Raw genomic sequence first — 18,122 nt, forward strand, 5'->3', positions numbered from 1 at the left:
TAAAACAATGAAAACAAAACATATTTTCACAAGTATATTTTTTGTAATGATAGGCCTTAGTGCTTGCAAAAAAGAAAAAACATATCTAGATCCAACAAACAATTATTCTTATTACAACTTTCCAGAAAACGAAGACCAGGTAAACCAGGCCGTAGTGGCCATCTATACCCAAGCTAGGTCTTTATATAATGCAGATTTATGGCAATTTGGGGAGTTTAGGAGCGATAATACTTCTTTTAGATACAACCCAAACGATAGGGGAGGTTTAAATACAGAGCAACTAGATGAATTTACCGCTCTTTCTGATAATGGTAGCATTAACGCCATGTGGGCAGATAGCTACAACGGAATAGCCAAAGCAAATTATGCCCTACAAAATTTGGATGCCATTACTTTTAGAGATCCGGCGGTTAAAACCCAAAGACAATCAGAAGCTAAGTTTTGGAGGGCTTGGTTCTACTTTAATTTAGTAAGGCTGTATGGTGATGTGCCTTTAGTAACTAAAGTGGTGATATCCCCATCAGAAGGCCCAACCTACCAAAGAGAGGCAACCAGTAAAATTTATTCTGATCTGATCATTCCGGATGCTATGGCGGCAGTAAGTGGCCTACCCCCTACCATTGGAACTAGCGATAAAGGTAGGTTGAGCAAAGGTGCTGGCTTGATGCTTTTGGCAGAAGTTTACATGACTTTGAAACGCTTTGACGATGCAAATACTACTTTACAACAATTAACCACGCTTGGTTATTCTTTAGATGCAAATTACGCAGACAACTTTGATCCCACCAAAAAGAATGGGCCCGAGTCAATCTTAGAGATGCAATCTGATGCCACCCAAGGTATAACTTTCGGTTTTTATGGCGCATGGACTCCATACGCAACAGGAGCTAATATTTATCCTGGAGGATCAAACTCTAGAGGTGGTTTAAACCAACCCACAAAAGACTTGATCAATAGCTATGAGACTGGCGACAAAAGAAAAGCAGTTACCGTAGGTACTTATAACAATATAGATTACCTTAAAAAGTTTCTGTATTGGGATGCTTCAACTAGAGCTAATCCTGTAAATTTTGTTACTTATAGGTATGCAGATGCTTTATTGATGTATGCAGAAAGCCTAAATGAAATATCTTTTCCAAATGCCCAAGCTTTTTCAATGCTCAATCAAGTAAGAACAAGGGCTGGTTTACCTAATAAAACACAGGCAAATATTATCCCTGCTCTCGCAATAAATTCTCAAGCAGATTTTAGATTGGCAATAGAAAAAGAAAGAAGGGTTGAGTTGGCAGGAGAAAACCACCGTTGGTTTGATCTTTTAAGAACAGGCCGGGCAGTTGCCGTGATGACGGCCCATGGTGCCCAAGAAAAAGCCTTGAAACCTACCACAATTGGTTCAGGAGCTTATGATAACATCAGAACATTATTAGCGATACCTTTTAGGCAAGCGCAACAATACGGGTATGCGCAAAACCCTGGTTGGGAATAAAAAACTTGGTTTAAGTTGGTTAGAATTGGTTGGGAGGTAATCCCAGCCAGTTTTTTTGTTATTCCAAAAATCTATCATCTCTATCTAATATGAAATTTAAACACTTTCAATATATATTCTTCCTGATATTCTTACTAGGGGCAACACAAATTGTTGAAGCACAACCCGCTATAAAAACAAATTGGAAAGCCAACTGGATAACATACGAAAAAACCAATACCAAAAAGAACAGCTGGACGATTTATCGGAAATCTTTTATTTTAGATGAAAAACCCAAAAATTCGGCTTTAGCCGATATTGCTACAGACAGCAAATATTGGCTTTACATAAACAATAAACTTGTTGTTTTTGAGGGCGAATTAAAAAGAGGCCCAACGCCAAAGGATACTTACTATGATGAAGTGGAGATTGGGAAATATCTGCAAAAAGGCAAAAACACTATTGCTATTTTGGTTTGGTTTTGGGGTCAGGATGGGTTTTGCCACAAGGATAGCGGTAAATCGGGTTTGCTATTTGAAGCCGATTTAGGAAACCAATTTTTAATGAGCGATACCACCTGGAAAGTTGCAGAGCATACCGCTTTTGGAGCAAGCAAAGCTCCATTCCCCAATTATCGTTTGCCGGAATTTAATATTCATTTTGATGCAAAAACAGATATTCCAAATTGGTATCAAACAGATTTTGATGATACCAAACTTGAAAATGCAACCTTAGCAGGTAAAGCAGGTGTAGCACCATGGAACCAATTATGGAAAAGACCCATCCCCTTATGGAAAGATAGCGGCATTATTCCTTATGAAAATAACAATTCCTGGCCTTTGGAAAGTACCGGAGACAGCATCGCGATGAAGCTGCCCAAAAACATCACCGTAACCCCTTATCTTAAAATTGATGCCCCCGCCGGATTATTGATTGATATACGAACAGACAATTACAAAGGTGGCAGCGAATACAACGTGAGGACGGAATATGTAACCAAAGCTGGTGTGCAGGAATTTGAAACCCCGGGTTATATGAACGGACATGTGGTTTATTACCACATCCCAAAAGGGGTTAAAATCTTAGACCTTCAATATCGGGAAACGCGATATAACAGTGAATACGTTGGTTATTTTAATTCGGATAATAAGGATTTAAATACGCTCTGGGAAAAATCTTTAAACACCATGAACGTGAATTTGCGGGATGCTATACAAGACCCCGACAGGGAAAGGGCGCAATGGTGGGGCGATGCCGTGATTATTCTGGGAGAGATTTTTTACAGTGCCGATAGCAATGGGGTAAAAGCCATACAAAAAGCTATCAGTAACCTGGTAGAATGGCAAAAAAAAGATAGCGTGTTGTTTTCTCCGGTTCCTTCTGGTAAGTGGGATAAAGAACTGCCTGCCCAAATGCTGGCTTCGGTGGGTAAATATGGTTTCTATAAATATTTTGAATACACCAACGATAGCACTTTGGTAAAATATGTTTATCCGCATGTGCGGGATTATATGAGCCTTTGGAAGATGGATGAAAATAATTTGGTGATACACCGCAAAGGCGGCTGGGACTGGCAGGATTGGGGAGATAAAATTGATGCTCCATTACTCGAAAACGCCTGGTATTACATGGCTTTAGATGGCGCAGCTGGAATGGCAGATGTTGCGGGGTTTCCTTCAGAAGCTGCTGCTTACCGTAAAAAAATGGCTCTTCTGAAGGCCGCATTTAATAAAAGTTTCTGGCAGGGGCAATATTATAAAAGCGATGACTACACCTTTACCATGGATGACCGCGGGAATGGTTTAGCCGTGGTAGCAGGTTTAGCCGATGAAAAGCAATGGAAAGCCATGCGACCTATTTTAGATACCACTTTTAACAGCGGGCCTTATTTAGAAAAATATGTATTGGAGGCCTATTTTAAAATGAACAATGCCGAAGCCGGTACAGCAAGAATGTTAAAAAGGTACGATGCCATGATTAAAAGCCCAATTACCACATTATGGGAAGGCTGGCAAATTGGAAGCGGCACTTATGGCGGAGGAACCTATAACCATGGCTGGAGCGGCGGACCGCTTACGCTAATGAGCCAATACATTACAGGGTTAACACCTGACGGGCCGGGCTATCAAAACATCAACGTTTTCCCCGAACCGGGCAATTTAAAACAGGCAAAAATGGGGACTGAAACCGTTGCAGGATACATGAAAACAGCCTTTGAAAAAGATGAAAATCAGTTTCAGCTTTTTTTGGAGTTGCCAAAAGACAAAAACGTAAGATTGGGAATTCCAAAGTTTAAGCATCCCTATAAAAAGATAAAACTGAACGGAAAAACCATTTGGAAAAAGGGAAAGGCCATTAAAAATCAGGAGGCGGTTTTTGAATATGAATCTGAAAACTATATTGTTTTTGATGCACCAAGTGGAAACTTAACGGTACAGGCTAAATTTTGAATCGATGAAGAGCGGAAAAATAAAGATTGGCTTGTTTGGGATTGGTTTAGATAATTATTGCTCTCCATTTAAAGTTTGGCAATGTTTAATTATTGCATCATTAAAATCAAGCTCTCCAAATTCTTTAAGAAACTAACCTTTCTATCAGGCATGAATAAATCAGAATTTGTTAATCAACCTTTAAAATGAAGAAAATTTTAACGCAATTACTTTTAGCTGTGTCATTTATTACGGGTGCATTCGCTCAGCAGAAAATAGAAGTAAATAATGAGCATCCCAGGACAGACACCCAGGGAAATATTGTGGATGCCCACGATGGCCGGGTGGTGCAATTTGGCGATACTTTTTACTGGTACGGCACCCATTATGGCGATACCAACGGTTTTGTACATACCAATAAATATGTGGTTTACAGCTCTAAAAACCTTAAAACCTGGAAATTTGAGGGAGATTTATTCCAATCCGCTCCCGAAGGGGTTTACTACCGCCCGCATGTAATTTATAATAAAAAAACCCATCAATATGTGATGTGGTACAATTGGTACCCAAAACTCTGGAACGGACAGTTTGGTGTAGCCGTCAGTAATTCGCCAACAGGGCCTTTCAACATCATTAATGAAAATGCAAAAGTTAAACACAGCGATTTGGGCGTAGGCGATTTGGGTCTGTTTGTTGATGACAACCAAAAAGCCTATTTAAGCTACAATACCATCAATGGCCATAGTGTTTCTGTGGAAGAATTAGATGATGATTATACAGCAAGCAAGCTCATTGGCAGCGAGTTTATAGCCAAAGATTGTGAAGCCGGGAGCATGTTTAAGCGGGATGGAATTTACTACCTGCTCACAGATTATACCTGCTGCTTTTGTACCCAGGGTTCCGGAGCGAGGGTTTATATTGCAAAAAATCCTCTGGGGCCTTATACTTTAAGCAATAACATTAACCGTTATCCGGGAGAATATGCTGCCCTACTGAACGATGGCTTTGCCAAAGACAATCAGTACATCAACCTCACACAAAAAAGTAATGAAATAGAGCTTGAATTAAATGATTTTGAAAACATTTCTTCCTTACAAATCCACCAGTTTACAGGCGATAGAAAAGGACAATGTGGCGAAGTGGGTAACCCAAAAGTGCATGACCCCATTTTAGATTACGGTTTTGAAATCAGCTATTTTGAGGATGGCGTTTGGAAAAAGTTAATTATCCGCCAAAAGGAAATTTTAAAGACGGCGCTATCCAATACCTATCAGTTGAGTTTCGATGGGATAAAAACAGATAAAATCAGCATCAAACCCATTTTTAAAAATGAGGCAGAAGTATTTCATCTTTCAGAAATCAGCATCAATCAAAACTCAAAAAACTTCCGGGCATATATCAAAAATAATAATGGCAAACCCATCATTCCGGCACAGCAAGCCTACGTAATGCGGGTTGAAACCAAAAAAGGGCCTCAATTTATTTGGATGGGAGATTTATGGGGTTCCGCTCTGGATAATGTAAAAGGACACGACTTTCAATACTGGTCGGCACCTTTAACTTTTTATAAAAATGGCTGGATAAAACCTTTAGAATATACCAATCAATGGAAATTAAAAATAAGCAAATGAAAAATTTAAAAAATGCGCTCATCGCTTTCGCAGTTGTACTGATATCATGTAACAGCGCAAAAAAAGTTGTCAATACCAATACTTCAAATGAAAAACCGCTGAATATTGTATTGATAGTTGCAGATGATTTAGGCTGGGCCGATTTAGGTTGTTATGGCAATAAATTTATGGAAACCCCGAATTTGGATGCGCTGGCTAAAAAAGGAATCAGATTTACCAATGGTTATGCCGCTGCCCCGCTTTGCAGCCCTACCCGGGCAAGTATTATTACCGGAAATAACCCTGCCCGTATCAATTTTACCGAACATTTGCATGGGTATAGCAAACCAACGCCTCAGCAAAAATTAATACCGCCAACCATTGTGAAGGGTTTGCCTACAGATTTGCTGACTCTTCCGCAAGCTTTAAACAAAGCAGGATATTATACCGGGCATATCGGGAAATGGCATTTGGGTGAAGGCGAATCTTCGCCAGCCGCCCGGGGCTTTGATTTTGTATATGGTGGAGGCCCGCAGGGATTGGCAAAAACGCATTTCTATCCTTTCTTTTGGGGAAACCCCTATCCATCTTTGATAAATGATACCAAACCCGGGGATTACCTTGCGGATGCCCTGACCAACAGAGCTTTAAAATTTTTGGATGAACATAAAGCGAATAAGTTTTTTGTGGAGCTAAACTTTTATTCCCCACATGTGCCTATAGAGGGCCCAAAAAACCTGGTTAAAAAATATGATGACAAGCGAGTGAAAACCAATCATCAGGGTTTACCCGAGGATGAATACGCCGCCATGGTAGATAATCTGGATTATAATGTTGGGCGGTTGCTTAGCTATTTAAAAGAAAATAATCTGGATAAAAATACCATCATTCTTTTTACCTCTGATAATGGAGGCTTAACGGTAGAAGAAGTTCCGGCGTTTGCCAAACATACACCACCTACTACAAACGCACCATTGAAAGGCGGTAAGGGTACTATTTACGAAGGAGGAATCAGAGAACCTTACATTCTTTATCATCCTGAAATGAAAGTCGAAAATCATGTGGATAGTACCACCCTCATTACCTCGGATGATATTTTTGATACGTTTATGGATATTGCCGGCGTGAAGACAAAAAGTCCTGATGGGATGAGTATTTTGAAAAATATGGCTCAGCATAATCCAAACCGGCCTTATTATTTACATTTTCCGCATTACAGTCCACAACACGGTTGGCCGGGAGATGCCATCAGGGTTGGTGATTATAAGCTGATTGTTTGGTATGAGACCGGAAAATCAGAATTGTTTAATTTAAGAACAGACATCGGCGAAAGCCATGATATTGCTGCAAAATACCCTGAAAAGGTAGCTGAACTTAAAAAGAAGTTAGATGCTTGGAAAAAGGATGTTGGTGCTAAAGAGCCTACGGCAAATCCTATCTATCAACCGTAAAAATTAGCTTTTAAACCGGGTAGAATTGAACCTTTGTAAATTTCAATTCTACTCGGTTTAATTTTTCAAACTGTTTTCAAAATTCGAGACATCTTATCTAACCACAATATTTCTCAGATCAATTTCAGAGAGCTTAGAAAGTTTATCCTGCTCAAATAATACATAATAATCAGATAAAGGCAGTTTTTTGTTCCCTTTATATTCAAAATTCTGATAATCTTGGAAATAGTAGCCCTCTCCAGACTTGATCAAACCGTTTATTGCCCTAAAACGATTACCGCCTTTACTGTAAGCAAAATAATCCATGCTGTGATCTTCAGCATCAAACCAAAAATAAAAAACGTCATCATGGTGCATACCGCCGTTTTCTTGTTTAAAACTAACCTCAATCTCATCATAAGGCATGCCCTTAATCATTACAGATTTTAAATATTTCTTTTGTACGGCATCATCGTTTAATTTTAAAGGGAGCAGCGCAAAATAAACCACAGAGTTAACAGATTCGGCATATTTTACCGAATCTTTTGTAGAAAGCGGCGTAACCAAACCATTGATCTCCCTTACCAAACCATGGCTAGAAAGCTGGTCTTTTACTTTCCCTAATGTGCTATCAACAAAAGAGCGTTCATAAAACCATTCGCTTTTATCGAGTTTTACCGAATAATGGAAATTTCTAAAATCAAAGTCTATGGTTTTATTATCTAGGTTATCCATACCATAAAAATGGATAGAATGATCAATGATCTTTTGTGGGCTTGGCGATAAATTACAAGATGACAAGCCTAAGGAGATAACGATTAAGGTAAAGAAGAAGTAGTTCTTTTGCATAAAGTAAATTTAGCCTTTTTATTTTTTGATGAAGTTTAAAAAGGTTTAAAAACTGTTGTTTTTTGTGATTTCATTGTCAATCTCTGGGCAAAGGCTCGTATATCAAAAAACCAATCGTATTTTTACAGCTTATGCAAGCAAAATTATATCATCCTTTTAATAAAATGCAATTTGATGATGTGCATTGTTTTTTAACGGGAGAAAATAATGTGATAGAGAATAAGCTCCCTGTTTTTGCAGATTGGCTTTCTGAAAAGTACCATTTAAAAGATATGCCTTTTAAAATGTTAGATGAAAGCATGAAAACCTATGCCGATATAAAAATCCCTTGTTCGCAAACATCAGCAGATCAAATCAATAATTTAGAGGAGAAAATAGAGCAAGCGTTTGAGAATGGTTATGAAGCGGTGGTTAAATTAGATAAGGGCCTGATCTTTATTTGGGTTGCAAAAACGGTTTATGGCGTTATCTTTAATGAGATTCAGTCTGCTATTAAACAGCAAAATACCTTTGCAGAGGGTTTTAATATGTCGCAAGGTTTGATCCATAAATTTGGCATGTTGCATACTATGCTTCAGAAAGTAAACCTGCCAATTGTTTTTGATGGTTTTATGCCTTATTCTTTATTTATCGTTAAAGTAAATAATACAGAAAATGAATTTGCTTACCGCGATGAGATAAACACCCTAAGTTTTTCTTTGAGGATGAAAGATTTTGGCCTCTTGATCAACCTGCAAGATAATGGGGCAAATAAAGTTTATCATCAAGAAATTTGGGATAAGATCAAGGGTAAAACGTTGCATCCTATACAGTTTGAAGAGCTTTGCGCCAAGGTTTTTTATTCGGCTTATTTGTTTAACCGCTTGCCAGAATACCATATTATCCCCACAGAAAGTGAAATTTTTATAGAGGCGATGCCTTTAAGGGGCATGAGCAGTAAACCTATTTTTGATGATTGGCAGTTTAAAACTTACGGACAAGTAGTAGAAAATTTCTGGAAACGCTGGGGTTTTCTTTTGTTAGAAATCATCAAAAACCCCGAAAAACCAATGAGTTTCTTATTTGATGAAAACGATGGTTTTGTACCTGCTGATCAAATCGGGTTGCCTTTATGATTAGAAAATTGTTTGGATAAGGATTTATGGGATTATAAGTTTTGTAAGATTTAAAACCAAATTATATTGCAATCAGCTCTGTGAACTTTGTGTCATCTGTGTTTAAAAAATTGTTTGTATAAGGATTTGTGGGACAAGAGGATTTGCAGTATTAAATTCCATTAAACCTCGCGAATAAAAAGAAATCAAAACAAATACCTCAAAACCCAATTGCATTTATTAGCTTTAAATCAAACAATTTGTTTCATCTAATTATGAAAAAATTATTCCTTTTAATCATTTTGGCCTTAATAATTACCAGCTGTAACAATAATAAAACAGCCGTTTCAGAAGATATGATAGCACCAGTAGATAGCATCAAAAATTTACCTTATCCAAAAACCACCAAAGTAAACGTGATAGACGATTATTTCGGGACAAAAGTAGCAGATCCTTACCGTTGGTTAGAAAACGATACCTCTGCAGAAACAAAAGCTTGGGTTGTTGCAGAGAATAAGGTAACCCAAGATTACCTTTCCCAAATCCCTTATCGCGAAGAGATTAAAAAGAAATTAGAGGTTTTATGGAACTATGAAAAATACTCTGCCCCGTTTAAAGAAGGCAGATATACTTATTTCTATAAAAACGATGGTTTGCAAAACCAGGCCGTTTTATACCGGCAGTTAGGAGACGCAGAACCAGAAATTTTTTTAAACCCAAATGAGTTTTCTAAAGATGGCACCACTTCACTAGCAGATATAGAGTTCTCTAAAAACGGCAGTTTGGCAGCTTACCAAATGTCTGAAGGGGGGTCTGATTGGCGTAAAGTTATCGTTATAAAAACCGAGGATAAAACTAGCGTTGGCGATACATTGACAGATGTTAAATTCTCTGGTTTGGCTTGGCGAGGAACAGAGGGTTTTTATTATAGCAGCTACGATAAGCCCTCGGAAGGTTCGCAATTATCGGGTTTAACCCAATACCACAAATTATATTTTCATCAATTAGGCACTCCACAAACTGCCGATAAACTGATTTTTGGCGGCAACCAAACCCAAAGAAGATATATTGGCGCTTACTTAACCGAAGACGAACGTTTTTTGGTAATTACCGCCGCAAATTCTACCACGGGTAACGAGCTTTATTTTAAAGATTTAACCAAACCAAACAGTGAGATTATTAAAGTAGCGGGTGGTTTTGATACCGAGCAAAGCATCATTACCAATAAAGGGAGCTTGCTTTATATTTACACCAACTATAAAGCACCAAATTATCGATTAGTTACCGTTAATGCGTCTAATCCGGATAAAGCAAACTGGAAAGATCTGATCCCAGAAACGGAAAACGTGATGACCGCAAGTACCGGTGGCGAAAAGATTTTTGCCAATTACCTTAAAGATGCCACCTCTTTGGTGATACAGTATGATATGGATGGGAAAAAGGAAAGAGAAATTGCGCTCCCGGGCATTGGTACCGCATCTGGCTTTAGCGCCAAAAAAGGAGAGAAAGAATTGTATTTCAACTTTACTTCTTACGTATATCCTTCTACAATTTTTAAGTACAATATACAAAGCGGGCAATCAGAAATATATAAAAAATCTGGGGTACTTTTTGATCCTAATAGGTACCAATCAAAGCAGGTTTTCTATAAATCTAAAGATGGCACAAAAATCCCGATGATCATTACCTTTAAAAAAGGCATCGAATTAAATGGGAAAAACCCAACTTTATTATATGCCTACGGAGGTTTTAGCATCAGTTTAACGCCTGCTTTTAGTACCTCAAATATTATCTTATTAGAGCAAGGCGGTATTTATGCAGTCCCAAATTTACGTGGTGGCGGAGAGTATGGCGAACAATGGCACAATGCAGGCACCAAAATGCAGAAGCAAAATGTGTTTGATGATTTTTTTGCCGCTGCCCAATATCTAATTACCAATAAATACACTTCTACACCTTACTTGGCAATATCAGGCGGTTCTAACGGTGGTTTATTAATTGGGGCAAGCATTACACAGCATCCAGAAATGTTTAAGGTTGCTTTCCCGGCAGTTGGCGTTTTAGATATGCTAAGGTATAATAAATTTACCGCTGGGGCGGGATGGGCTTATGATTATGGCACAGCCGAAGATTCTAAAGAAATGTTTGATTACCTGTATAAATATTCTCCTTATGCCGCACTAAAACCCGGCACAAATTATCCCGCTACATTAATTACCACTGCAGATCATGATGATAGAGTGGTACCCGCACATTCTTTTAAGTTTGCCGCTCGTTTGCAGGAATATCACAAAGGTAACGCTCCTGTTTTAATCAGGATAGAAAGCAATGCAGGGCATGGTGCAGGAAAACCAACCTCTAAAATTATAGAAGAACAGGCTGATAAATGGGCGTTCATGTTCCAAAATATGGGAATTACCTATCAGAAGTAGAATTAATAATTTTTGTTTTGAGTTGAATTAAATATATCCCTTTGCATTATTTGTGAAGGGATTTTTTTATATAAAAAAAATCAGTTCAATCACAGTTTCTAATTTTTAAAAGCTATTGTCAAGTATCATTCTATCAGATTTAACCGTAACTAATAAAAATATAAAAGTTTACAATTGATTAAATATTATTATCATTGAAGAAATAAACCTAAACTATAAACATGAAAAAATTATTTACAACTATTTTAATGACCCTAATTTTTGGAATCTTCTTAACATTTGCCCAAGATAAAATCTATAAAAAAGGAGGGGAGATACTTGAAACTAAAGTAACAGAAATTGGGAAAACGGAGATAAAATATAAAATATTTTCAAATTTGAACGGACCTATTTATACTATTGAAAAAGAACAAGTTATAAAAATAGTTTATGAAAATGGGAATACAGAGATTTATGAAGGTTCAGGAAATATTTCAGCTGATGTTGATCAAAAAAGAGCCCAAAATGTTTATGTTGAGTTAGGAGCACAAGGATTACTATTTACTGCAAATTATGATACAAGGTTTAATAAAAAACGAAATGGAATTGGTGGTAGAGTTGGTCTTGGTGGATTTGGAGGAGGAGGAACAGGGCTGTTTACTGTTCCCGTTTCTTTAAATTATTTGTTGGGTAACGGCAAAAACTTTTTTGAAATTGGTTTAGGAGCAACTTATGCTAAACTTAGTGCAAATGATGATTTCCTGTTTGGAGATGGAGGAACTACCGTTTTTGGCACTATGGCTTTTATGTATCGTTTACAACCAATAAAAAGTGGCTTTTCATTTAGAGGCGGTTTAACACCAATTTTTAATTCGAATGGATTTTTCCCTTATTATGGGCTAAGTTTAGGATATACTTTTTAAATTGAAGGGGCATCAAATGAATTTGTTGCCCCTTTTAGATAATTTTTAAAATTCAGGTTTGCTCTTCAAAATAAGCTAAAGTAGCTTCTTTATCTTTTCCCAACTGTTCCGTTAGCTTTTCTAAACCTTCAAACTTCACATCATGACGGATAAAATGAAGAAATTCCATCCTTATATTTTGGTAATAGATATCTGCCGAAAAATCAAAAATATTTACCTCAATATTTTGGCTCAATCCATTAATGGTTGGTCTGTGACCTATATAAGCCATCCCTTTGTACTTTTGAGTTTCTACTTTTAACTTTCGATCTTCTAAAGGATAATAAGGGTCTGATAGTTCTTGGTTCTTATTTCTATTCTCTAGAATCTCTAATTGTACGGCATAAATCCCATCAGACGGAATTAGTTTATAGTTTTCTTCTACAAAAAGATTAGCGGTTGGATAACCTAAGGTTCTACCAATCTGATCTCCTTTTATTACCTTTCCTGTTAACACAAAAGGATGCCCCATTAAAGCATTTGCAAGGTCAACATCGCCTTTGGCAATAGATTTTCTGATCCTGGTAGATGAAACCGCCAAATTTTGTATGTCTGCTTCGGGGATTTCATTGATCTGATAATTATAAACTTGGCTGTATTGTTGCAATTCTGCCAAACTGCCCTTTCTATCTTTTCCAAACCGATGATCATAACCGATCACGATGGATCTCATCCCTATATTTCCCATCAAAACATCTTTGATATAATCTTCTGCGGTTTGGTTAGAAAAATCGCGGGTAAAGGGTGTAATTATTAAGTGATCTACGCCTAGATCTTGCAATAACCTAGCCTTTTCTGGCATGGTATTGATCATCTTTATTTGATGATCTTCTGGGTTTAGGATCATCCTTGGATGAGGAAAAAAAGTAAGGATTACAGATTCGCCACCTGTTTCTTTAGCTTCTTCTACCAATTTTTTGATGATTTTTTGATGCCCAAAATGTACGCCATCAAAAGTGCCGATGGTTACAACGGCATTTTTTAATCTTTTAAAATCATTGATATGGTGGTATATTTTCATTTATGATACAATGATCTTAACTTTATACTATCCACTCTAAACTTACAACTTATCACTTAAAATCTTCCTCACGCTTTATTTCTCTGATATGATTAACCAGTTCCATAATTTCAAACGCATCCTCGATCTTAAAGTTTCCGCTCCTTGTTCTTTTTAATCTAGAAAGATACGCTCCATTGTTTAGCTTTTCGCCAAAATCTTTAGCTAAAGAACGTATATATGTCCCTTTGCTACAAACTACCCTAAAATCAACTTCGGGCAATTCTAATCTGGTAATCTCAAACTCTTTGATGGTTACTTTCCTGGTTTTTAACGCTACCTCTTCGCCTCTTCTTGCCTTTAAATACAAACGTTCGCCATCAACCTTTATGGCCGAATGTGCGGGTGGAAACTGGTCTAGATCACCAATAAAATGTTCACAGTTTTCTAGTATCTGTGCTTCGGTAAGGTTAGAAAGGTCAAAAGTTTGGTCTATCTCTGTTTCTAGATCGTAAGAAGGAGTGGTTGCGCCCAAGGTAAAAGTGCCGGTATATTCTTTTTCTTCAGCTTGGTAAATATCGATCTGCTTGGTAAGTTTACCCGTACAAATGATCAATAAACCCGTGGCAAGTGGATCTAATGTGCCGGCATGGCCAACTTTTAATTTTAAGGGCTTAAAAGAATTCCGTATTTTCCCAACAACATCAAAAGAAGTCCATTTATAGGGTTTGTTCAATAAAAGAACCTCGCCTTGGGTAAAATCAAATTTTGGGAAAGCTTTCTTAATCTCAGTCATTCAGATCAAATAACCTTTAAAGAATGTCCGCTTAAAAGCAAAACTATTATGATACCTCCCAAAATAATCCTATAGATACCAAAAACCCTAAAACCATGTTTGCTTAAATAATCTATAAAGCTTTTTATCGCAATTAAAGCCACCACAAAACCAATCACGTTCCCGATCAACAACAGATTGATTTCTTGTGGGGTAATGATGTTCCCATCTTTATAATAATCATATATCTGTTTTACGGTAGCACCAAACATGGTTGGTACCGCTAAAAAGAAAGAAAACTCGGCAGCTGCTTTGCGGGTTAATTTTTGGGTCATGCCACCAATTATAGAAGCTGCGGACCTAGAAACACCGGGAACCATTGCTAAACATTGGAAAAAACCTATTTTTATAGCCGTAGGATAATTGATCTGATCAGCATCATCAACGTTGGCGTTTTTAAACCATTTATCTACAAACAATAAAACAATACCGCCCAGCAACAAAGAAACAGCAACCGTTAATGGGCTTTCTAACAATTTCTCTATTTGTTTTTTTAGCAATAACCCAAAAACAACGGCAGGGATAACGGCGGCAAAAAGCTTAAAGTAAAAATCAAAACTCCTAAAAAAACGTTTCCAATAAAGCACTACAACAGAAAGTATGGTGCCCAACTGAATGGCAACAGTAAACAATTTCACAAAATTATCTGTCTGTATGCCCATCAAAGAAGATGCGATGATCATGTGACCGGTAGAAGAAACGGGCAAAAATTCTGTAAGGCCCTCAATAATGGCCAATACAATTACTTCAAAAATATTCATGGTTTATCTGGCGATTTCTTAAAGATGGCAAAGAACCCTAAGATAAAGCCTCCAATTACTACAATTGGTGCCAGTACAATTTTCCTAAAACTGTAGATATCTGTAGTGCCGCTCATCAAAACAAACCCTATGAACACTACAACAATGCTCAAAATTAGCAATTGGTAATTCTGTTTCCCAAAAACGAAGGTAACGCTTCCGTTTTCTGGGGTTTTAACTGGTTTTTGGGCCATAACTATCTATATAAATCTTGTGTTTTTAATCCTAAATATTTGGTTACTGCAAAATAGGTGCTAATGCCAGAAATTAAGATACCAACGCCTATCACTCCTAAAAATACCATTCCAAACTCTACATAATCTGTTAAAATTACCAATTCTGGGATTTCCTTTTGTGCAAAATAAAGCGTTAATACCAATAAAATTATGGCAATTAAACCGGCTATAAACCCATGTAAAATACCATAATTGATAAAGGGTTTTCTAATAAAACCACGGGTTGCACCCACCAACTGCATACTTTTGATGATAAACCTCTGTGAATAAATGGCCAAACGGATGGTGTTATTGATCAAAGCAACGGCAATGATCAGCAGCACAGCACCAAAGCCTAAGATCACCAAAGAAATGGTACGTATGTTCTGGTTGATCATATCTACCAAAGACTTTTGGTAGCGCACCTCATTGATCATCGGGTTTTTTTGCAGTTGTTTACTCAAAATATCTATGCTCTCATTATTGGCATAATCTGCTTTCATATAAACATCAATAGAAGAAAGCAACGGGTTATAGCCCAAAAATTTGATAAAATCTTCCCCAAGATCTTGCGTTAAGTTTCTGGCGGCAAGCTCTTTGCTAATATATTGTGTGCTTTTAACATAATTGTTTGCCTCTATTTGTTTTTGTAGCTGCAAAACGTCAACCTCTTTTGTTCCTTCGTTTATGATCACGTTTAAAACTATATTCTCTTTTACGTAGTTAGATAGTTTACGCCCGTGAACCAAAATTAAACCCAATAAACCTACCATCAAAAGCACCAAAGAAATGCTGATCACCGTAGAAATATATATGGTTTTGGTTTTTTTTGCTGCTCGGCTGTCTTCAAATTCTTCCATAAAGTAATATTAATTTGCGAAATTAATAAATAGGTGCTTAAAATAAGCATCATTAAAAAGTAATCTGCCAATTTTAACTATTTTTAGCATTTTATCTTTTGGGCATGTCCCGCAGAAGGGCGGGTCGGGTTATCCGCTATACTCCGTTTGCCCTCCTAAGGTCGGGCAATCCGGGGTGCCGCTGCTACCCCTCATGCAAAACAGACAACAAAAACCTTAGCCCACACATTACGGTTGGCGGCTTTGCGGATTTTTAGCCCCAAAGTTGGTACGAAGCACCAAAGCCCAAATTTAGAGAAAAGATCCATACGAAATATTGAACCTGCCATTAGCTAAGTGCCCGTTGTGCTTAGGTTTTCTATTGGAAGTCAATGTTGATACCCTCATATGTTGCAATTAGTTCGGGTAAAGTCATGGTTTCAATTTCTAATTCTTTGCAGATTGCTGGAATTTTCTTAAAAAGCTTATTGTCGTTACTGTTTTCAGTTTCTTCTGTCACTAATACAACCCTTTCATTATCCTTTATAAGGTTTAAACATAGAATTATTTGCTTCATATCTGCATCATTCAGAAATGAACTCTTTTGATTTTCAAACTCAGTATCGGTAAGTTTCTTTTGTCGTTTTACAACTGTATTTACGAATTGATTTTCTACTTGTCGTAAAAATTTTGATGGTGAAGGAGCAAGTAAAGAATCGGTCTTGTATGGGACTTTTGAAGACTTCAAAAATGTCTTATTGTTTAAATAATCAAGTGTTGCTAACACAACCCCTTTTGAATTGTATGTGCATTCTTGATATACTTTGTCAATGATTATGATTTCGCCTTTTTCAATTTTTACTTTGAAGAACTTAAAAAGAACTCCCTTTTTGTCAAAAGGTAAGTAGTAACGAACCAATGACAAGAGTGAATTTGTGTCGATCACTACTTTCATTGTAAATACTTTTCAAGTTTATCTGGTAAAATATTTAAAGTCTTGCAAACGTCATACTCGTTTATAATTCCTTCATAGAAAGCTGTTTGAATGGTAGAAATAAGTAAGGGTGAATTAATAGGTTTAGGAGTTGATCCACCCTTTTGAATACCTTGCAATTTGTCTAGCTCTCTTTGTTTCTGTTCTTCTTCTTTTCGTAAACGATATTTTTCGTCAAAATCGGCCTTAATATTGTTATAGTTGCTCTGAGATATTTTCTTTTGATATAATAGTTTAGTGAATAAAGCAATTTGACTTAAATGAGTTTTCTTGGAAATACTTTCAATCAAGTCAAAATGGTAGTCATTGCTTCCATCCGCTTTGTCGATTTCCTCGAACGATCTATCGTATTCACCTACAAGAAATTGATAAGCAAAATTATTGCACCACCTTTCAATTGATGATAGTTTGTTACTTGCGAAGTTTGAAATATCTAGTTCTTCGATTTCCTCTTCGTTGATTAGGTAGTGTCCTAACTCGTGAATTAATGTGAATATTTCTCTTCTGAAAGATGACTGCTGTCTTTTAAGAACGATAACATTTGGGTTCAGAAAGAAACCGTCAACATTTGCTTTTTCCTTTTTATTCCAAGTTTCCACAAATTCAAAAACAAGGATGTTGTTTTCTGCGAATGTTGAAATTAAGGATCTTAGAAATTCCTTTGGAATAGGATTGAACTCAGGGGACAATTTCTTTCTAATCTTTTTTGCAACATTTTTTGGGTCATCATTAATCGTGTAAACTGGTAAAGTCCTGTCAATATTAATTTCAGCAAGTTTCGAAATTGCCGAGAGTGATATTTTGAATTCCTCAAATTGGTTTACAATTTTTTTTGCACCAATATTTAGGTCTGTCCCAAATTTGTTTTTCCGAAAGAATATGCTTGCGTCTTGAGATACTTCTGGCGATTTAGGATCTAAATAGTAATGTAGCCCTTTGTTGAATACCTTGTCGATACGCTTTAAGTGACTAACATTGATTTCGTCTGAAAGTATGTCGCTTTTTGTTAATGGATTTTTAAGTCCTTCACTTATAGTTAATAACAAGTCGTCTGCTGTCATTTTATACAATGTCAGCAGGTACTTTAATCTTGCTATATTTTGTTCTACTTTCAATGGGGTCAAATTTTTTTAGGTCTGCAAATTTACAATTTTAAATGTTACTTTCTTTTTGTAACGGTGTCCTTCTA

15 protein-coding genes are annotated in these 18,122 nt (G+C 36.8%); 7 read left to right on the plus strand and 8 right to left on the minus strand.

Annotated elements, in window-relative coordinates; translation table 11 throughout:
* The first annotated feature begins 7 nt into the window (after positions 1-7).
* The 4 genes from I5M32_RS03920 to I5M32_RS03935 all read left to right on the plus strand — a co-directional run bounded on the left by I5M32_RS03920 (position 8) and on the right by I5M32_RS03935 (position 6,955).
* Entirely contained in the window at positions 8-1,486 is a 1,479-nt protein-coding gene (locus I5M32_RS03920; protein ID WP_200584872.1) for a RagB/SusD family nutrient uptake outer membrane protein, read from the plus strand.
* An 89-nt stretch (positions 1,487-1,575) separates the two neighbouring features.
* Positions 1,576-3,915, plus strand: a complete 2,340-nt coding sequence (locus tag I5M32_RS03925) for an alpha-L-rhamnosidase-related protein (RefSeq protein WP_200584873.1) — start codon at positions 1,576-1,578, stop codon at positions 3,913-3,915.
* A gap of 185 nt (positions 3,916-4,100) precedes the next feature.
* The gene (locus tag I5M32_RS03930; RefSeq protein WP_200584874.1) at positions 4,101-5,525 is read left to right on the plus strand and encodes a family 43 glycosylhydrolase; all 1,425 of its coding nucleotides are present in this window, start codon (positions 4,101-4,103) and stop codon (positions 5,523-5,525) included.
* On the plus strand, positions 5,522-6,955 hold the full coding sequence (locus I5M32_RS03935) for a sulfatase (protein WP_200584875.1): 1,434 nt from the start codon (positions 5,522-5,524) through the stop codon (positions 6,953-6,955). Before I5M32_RS03930 ends, I5M32_RS03935 begins: the two co-directional genes overlap by 4 nt.
* 93 nt (positions 6,956-7,048) lie before the next feature.
* On the opposite strand, the gene I5M32_RS03940 is transcribed toward I5M32_RS03935, so the two are convergent.
* Entirely contained in the window at positions 7,049-7,783 is a 735-nt protein-coding gene (locus tag I5M32_RS03940) for a DUF6503 family protein (RefSeq protein WP_200584876.1), read from the minus strand.
* Between the two features lie 131 nt (positions 7,784-7,914).
* Between I5M32_RS03940 and I5M32_RS03945 the strand changes: the two genes are divergently transcribed.
* The 3 genes from I5M32_RS03945 to I5M32_RS03955 all read left to right on the plus strand — a co-directional run bounded on the left by I5M32_RS03945 (position 7,915) and on the right by I5M32_RS03955 (position 12,211).
* Positions 7,915-8,898 (plus strand): hypothetical protein, encoded by a 984-nt coding sequence (locus I5M32_RS03945; RefSeq protein WP_200584877.1) that lies wholly within the window; start codon positions 7,915-7,917, stop codon positions 8,896-8,898.
* A 254-nt stretch (positions 8,899-9,152) separates the two neighbouring features.
* Complete coding sequence (locus I5M32_RS03950) at positions 9,153-11,309, plus strand: prolyl oligopeptidase family serine peptidase (protein WP_200584878.1); 2,157 nt, start codon at positions 9,153-9,155, stop codon at positions 11,307-11,309.
* Between the two features lie 221 nt (positions 11,310-11,530).
* On the plus strand, positions 11,531-12,211 hold the full coding sequence (locus I5M32_RS03955; protein ID WP_200584879.1) for a hypothetical protein: 681 nt from the start codon (positions 11,531-11,533) through the stop codon (positions 12,209-12,211).
* A gap of 52 nt (positions 12,212-12,263) precedes the next feature.
* On the opposite strand, the gene I5M32_RS03960 is transcribed toward I5M32_RS03955, so the two are convergent.
* The 7 genes from I5M32_RS03960 to I5M32_RS03990 form a co-directional block, all read right to left on the minus strand.
* Complete coding sequence (locus I5M32_RS03960; protein WP_200584880.1) at positions 12,264-13,271, minus strand: bifunctional riboflavin kinase/FAD synthetase; 1,008 nt, start codon at positions 13,269-13,271, stop codon at positions 12,264-12,266.
* A 52-nt stretch (positions 13,272-13,323) separates the two neighbouring features.
* Positions 13,324-14,046 carry a tRNA pseudouridine(55) synthase TruB gene (gene truB, locus I5M32_RS03965; protein WP_200584881.1) on the minus strand — a complete coding sequence of 241 codons (723 nt, stop codon included), beginning with the start codon at positions 14,044-14,046 and terminating at the stop codon, positions 13,324-13,326.
* 5 nt (positions 14,047-14,051) lie between these two features.
* Positions 14,052-14,846, minus strand: a complete 795-nt coding sequence (locus tag I5M32_RS03970; RefSeq protein ID WP_200584882.1) for an undecaprenyl-diphosphate phosphatase — start codon at positions 14,844-14,846, stop codon at positions 14,052-14,054.
* Positions 14,843-15,079, minus strand: coding sequence for a DUF3098 domain-containing protein (locus tag I5M32_RS03975; RefSeq protein ID WP_200584883.1), 237 nt, complete (start codon positions 15,077-15,079; stop codon positions 14,843-14,845). The genes I5M32_RS03970 and I5M32_RS03975 overlap by 4 nt, the downstream gene beginning before the upstream one ends.
* A 2-nt stretch (positions 15,080-15,081) precedes the next feature.
* On the minus strand, positions 15,082-15,960 hold the full coding sequence (locus tag I5M32_RS03980; protein WP_200584884.1) for a cell division protein FtsX: 879 nt from the start codon (positions 15,958-15,960) through the stop codon (positions 15,082-15,084).
* A gap of 358 nt (positions 15,961-16,318) precedes the next feature.
* Positions 16,319-16,894: a DUF4411 family protein gene (locus I5M32_RS03985; RefSeq protein ID WP_200584885.1), complete on the minus strand. Its 576-nt coding sequence runs from the start codon at positions 16,892-16,894 to the stop codon at positions 16,319-16,321.
* On the minus strand, positions 16,891-17,994 hold the full coding sequence (locus tag I5M32_RS03990; protein ID WP_200584886.1) for an ImmA/IrrE family metallo-endopeptidase: 1,104 nt from the start codon (positions 17,992-17,994) through the stop codon (positions 16,891-16,893). Before I5M32_RS03990 ends, I5M32_RS03985 begins: the two co-directional genes overlap by 4 nt.
* Positions 17,995-18,122 lie beyond the last annotated feature (128 nt).

This window comes from Pedobacter segetis, assembly GCF_016623585.1.
GTDB classification, from domain to species: Bacteria; Bacteroidota; Bacteroidia; order Sphingobacteriales; family Sphingobacteriaceae; genus Pseudopedobacter; species Pseudopedobacter segetis.

Bases quoted from the DNA above. Each gene is read 5' to 3' on its own strand.
- I5M32_RS03920 (WP_200584872.1), top strand. From the start codon at position 8: ATGAAAACAAAACATATTTTCACAAGTATATTTTTTGTAATGATAGGC.
- I5M32_RS03925 (WP_200584873.1), top strand. From the start codon at position 1,576: ATGAAATTTAAACACTTTCAATATATATTCTTCCTGATATTCTTACTA.
- I5M32_RS03930 (WP_200584874.1), top strand. From the start codon at position 4,101: ATGAAGAAAATTTTAACGCAATTACTTTTAGCTGTGTCATTTATTACG.
- I5M32_RS03935 (WP_200584875.1), top strand. From the start codon at position 5,522: ATGAAAAATTTAAAAAATGCGCTCATCGCTTTCGCAGTTGTACTGATA.
- I5M32_RS03940 (WP_200584876.1), bottom strand. From the start codon at position 7,783: ATGCAAAAGAACTACTTCTTCTTTACCTTAATCGTTATCTCCTTAGGC.
- I5M32_RS03945 (WP_200584877.1), top strand. From the start codon at position 7,915: ATGCAAGCAAAATTATATCATCCTTTTAATAAAATGCAATTTGATGAT.
- I5M32_RS03950 (WP_200584878.1), top strand. From the start codon at position 9,153: ATGAAAAAATTATTCCTTTTAATCATTTTGGCCTTAATAATTACCAGC.
- I5M32_RS03955 (WP_200584879.1), top strand. From the start codon at position 11,531: ATGAAAAAATTATTTACAACTATTTTAATGACCCTAATTTTTGGAATC.
- I5M32_RS03960 (WP_200584880.1), bottom strand. From the start codon at position 13,271: ATGAAAATATACCACCATATCAATGATTTTAAAAGATTAAAAAATGCC.
- truB (WP_200584881.1), bottom strand. From the start codon at position 14,046: ATGACTGAGATTAAGAAAGCTTTCCCAAAATTTGATTTTACCCAAGGC.
- I5M32_RS03970 (WP_200584882.1), bottom strand. From the start codon at position 14,846: ATGAATATTTTTGAAGTAATTGTATTGGCCATTATTGAGGGCCTTACA.
- I5M32_RS03975 (WP_200584883.1), bottom strand. From the start codon at position 15,079: ATGGCCCAAAAACCAGTTAAAACCCCAGAAAACGGAAGCGTTACCTTC.
- I5M32_RS03980 (WP_200584884.1), bottom strand. From the start codon at position 15,960: ATGGAAGAATTTGAAGACAGCCGAGCAGCAAAAAAAACCAAAACCATA.
- I5M32_RS03985 (WP_200584885.1), bottom strand. From the start codon at position 16,894: ATGAAAGTAGTGATCGACACAAATTCACTCTTGTCATTGGTTCGTTAC.
- I5M32_RS03990 (WP_200584886.1), bottom strand. From the start codon at position 17,994: ATGACAGCAGACGACTTGTTATTAACTATAAGTGAAGGACTTAAAAAT.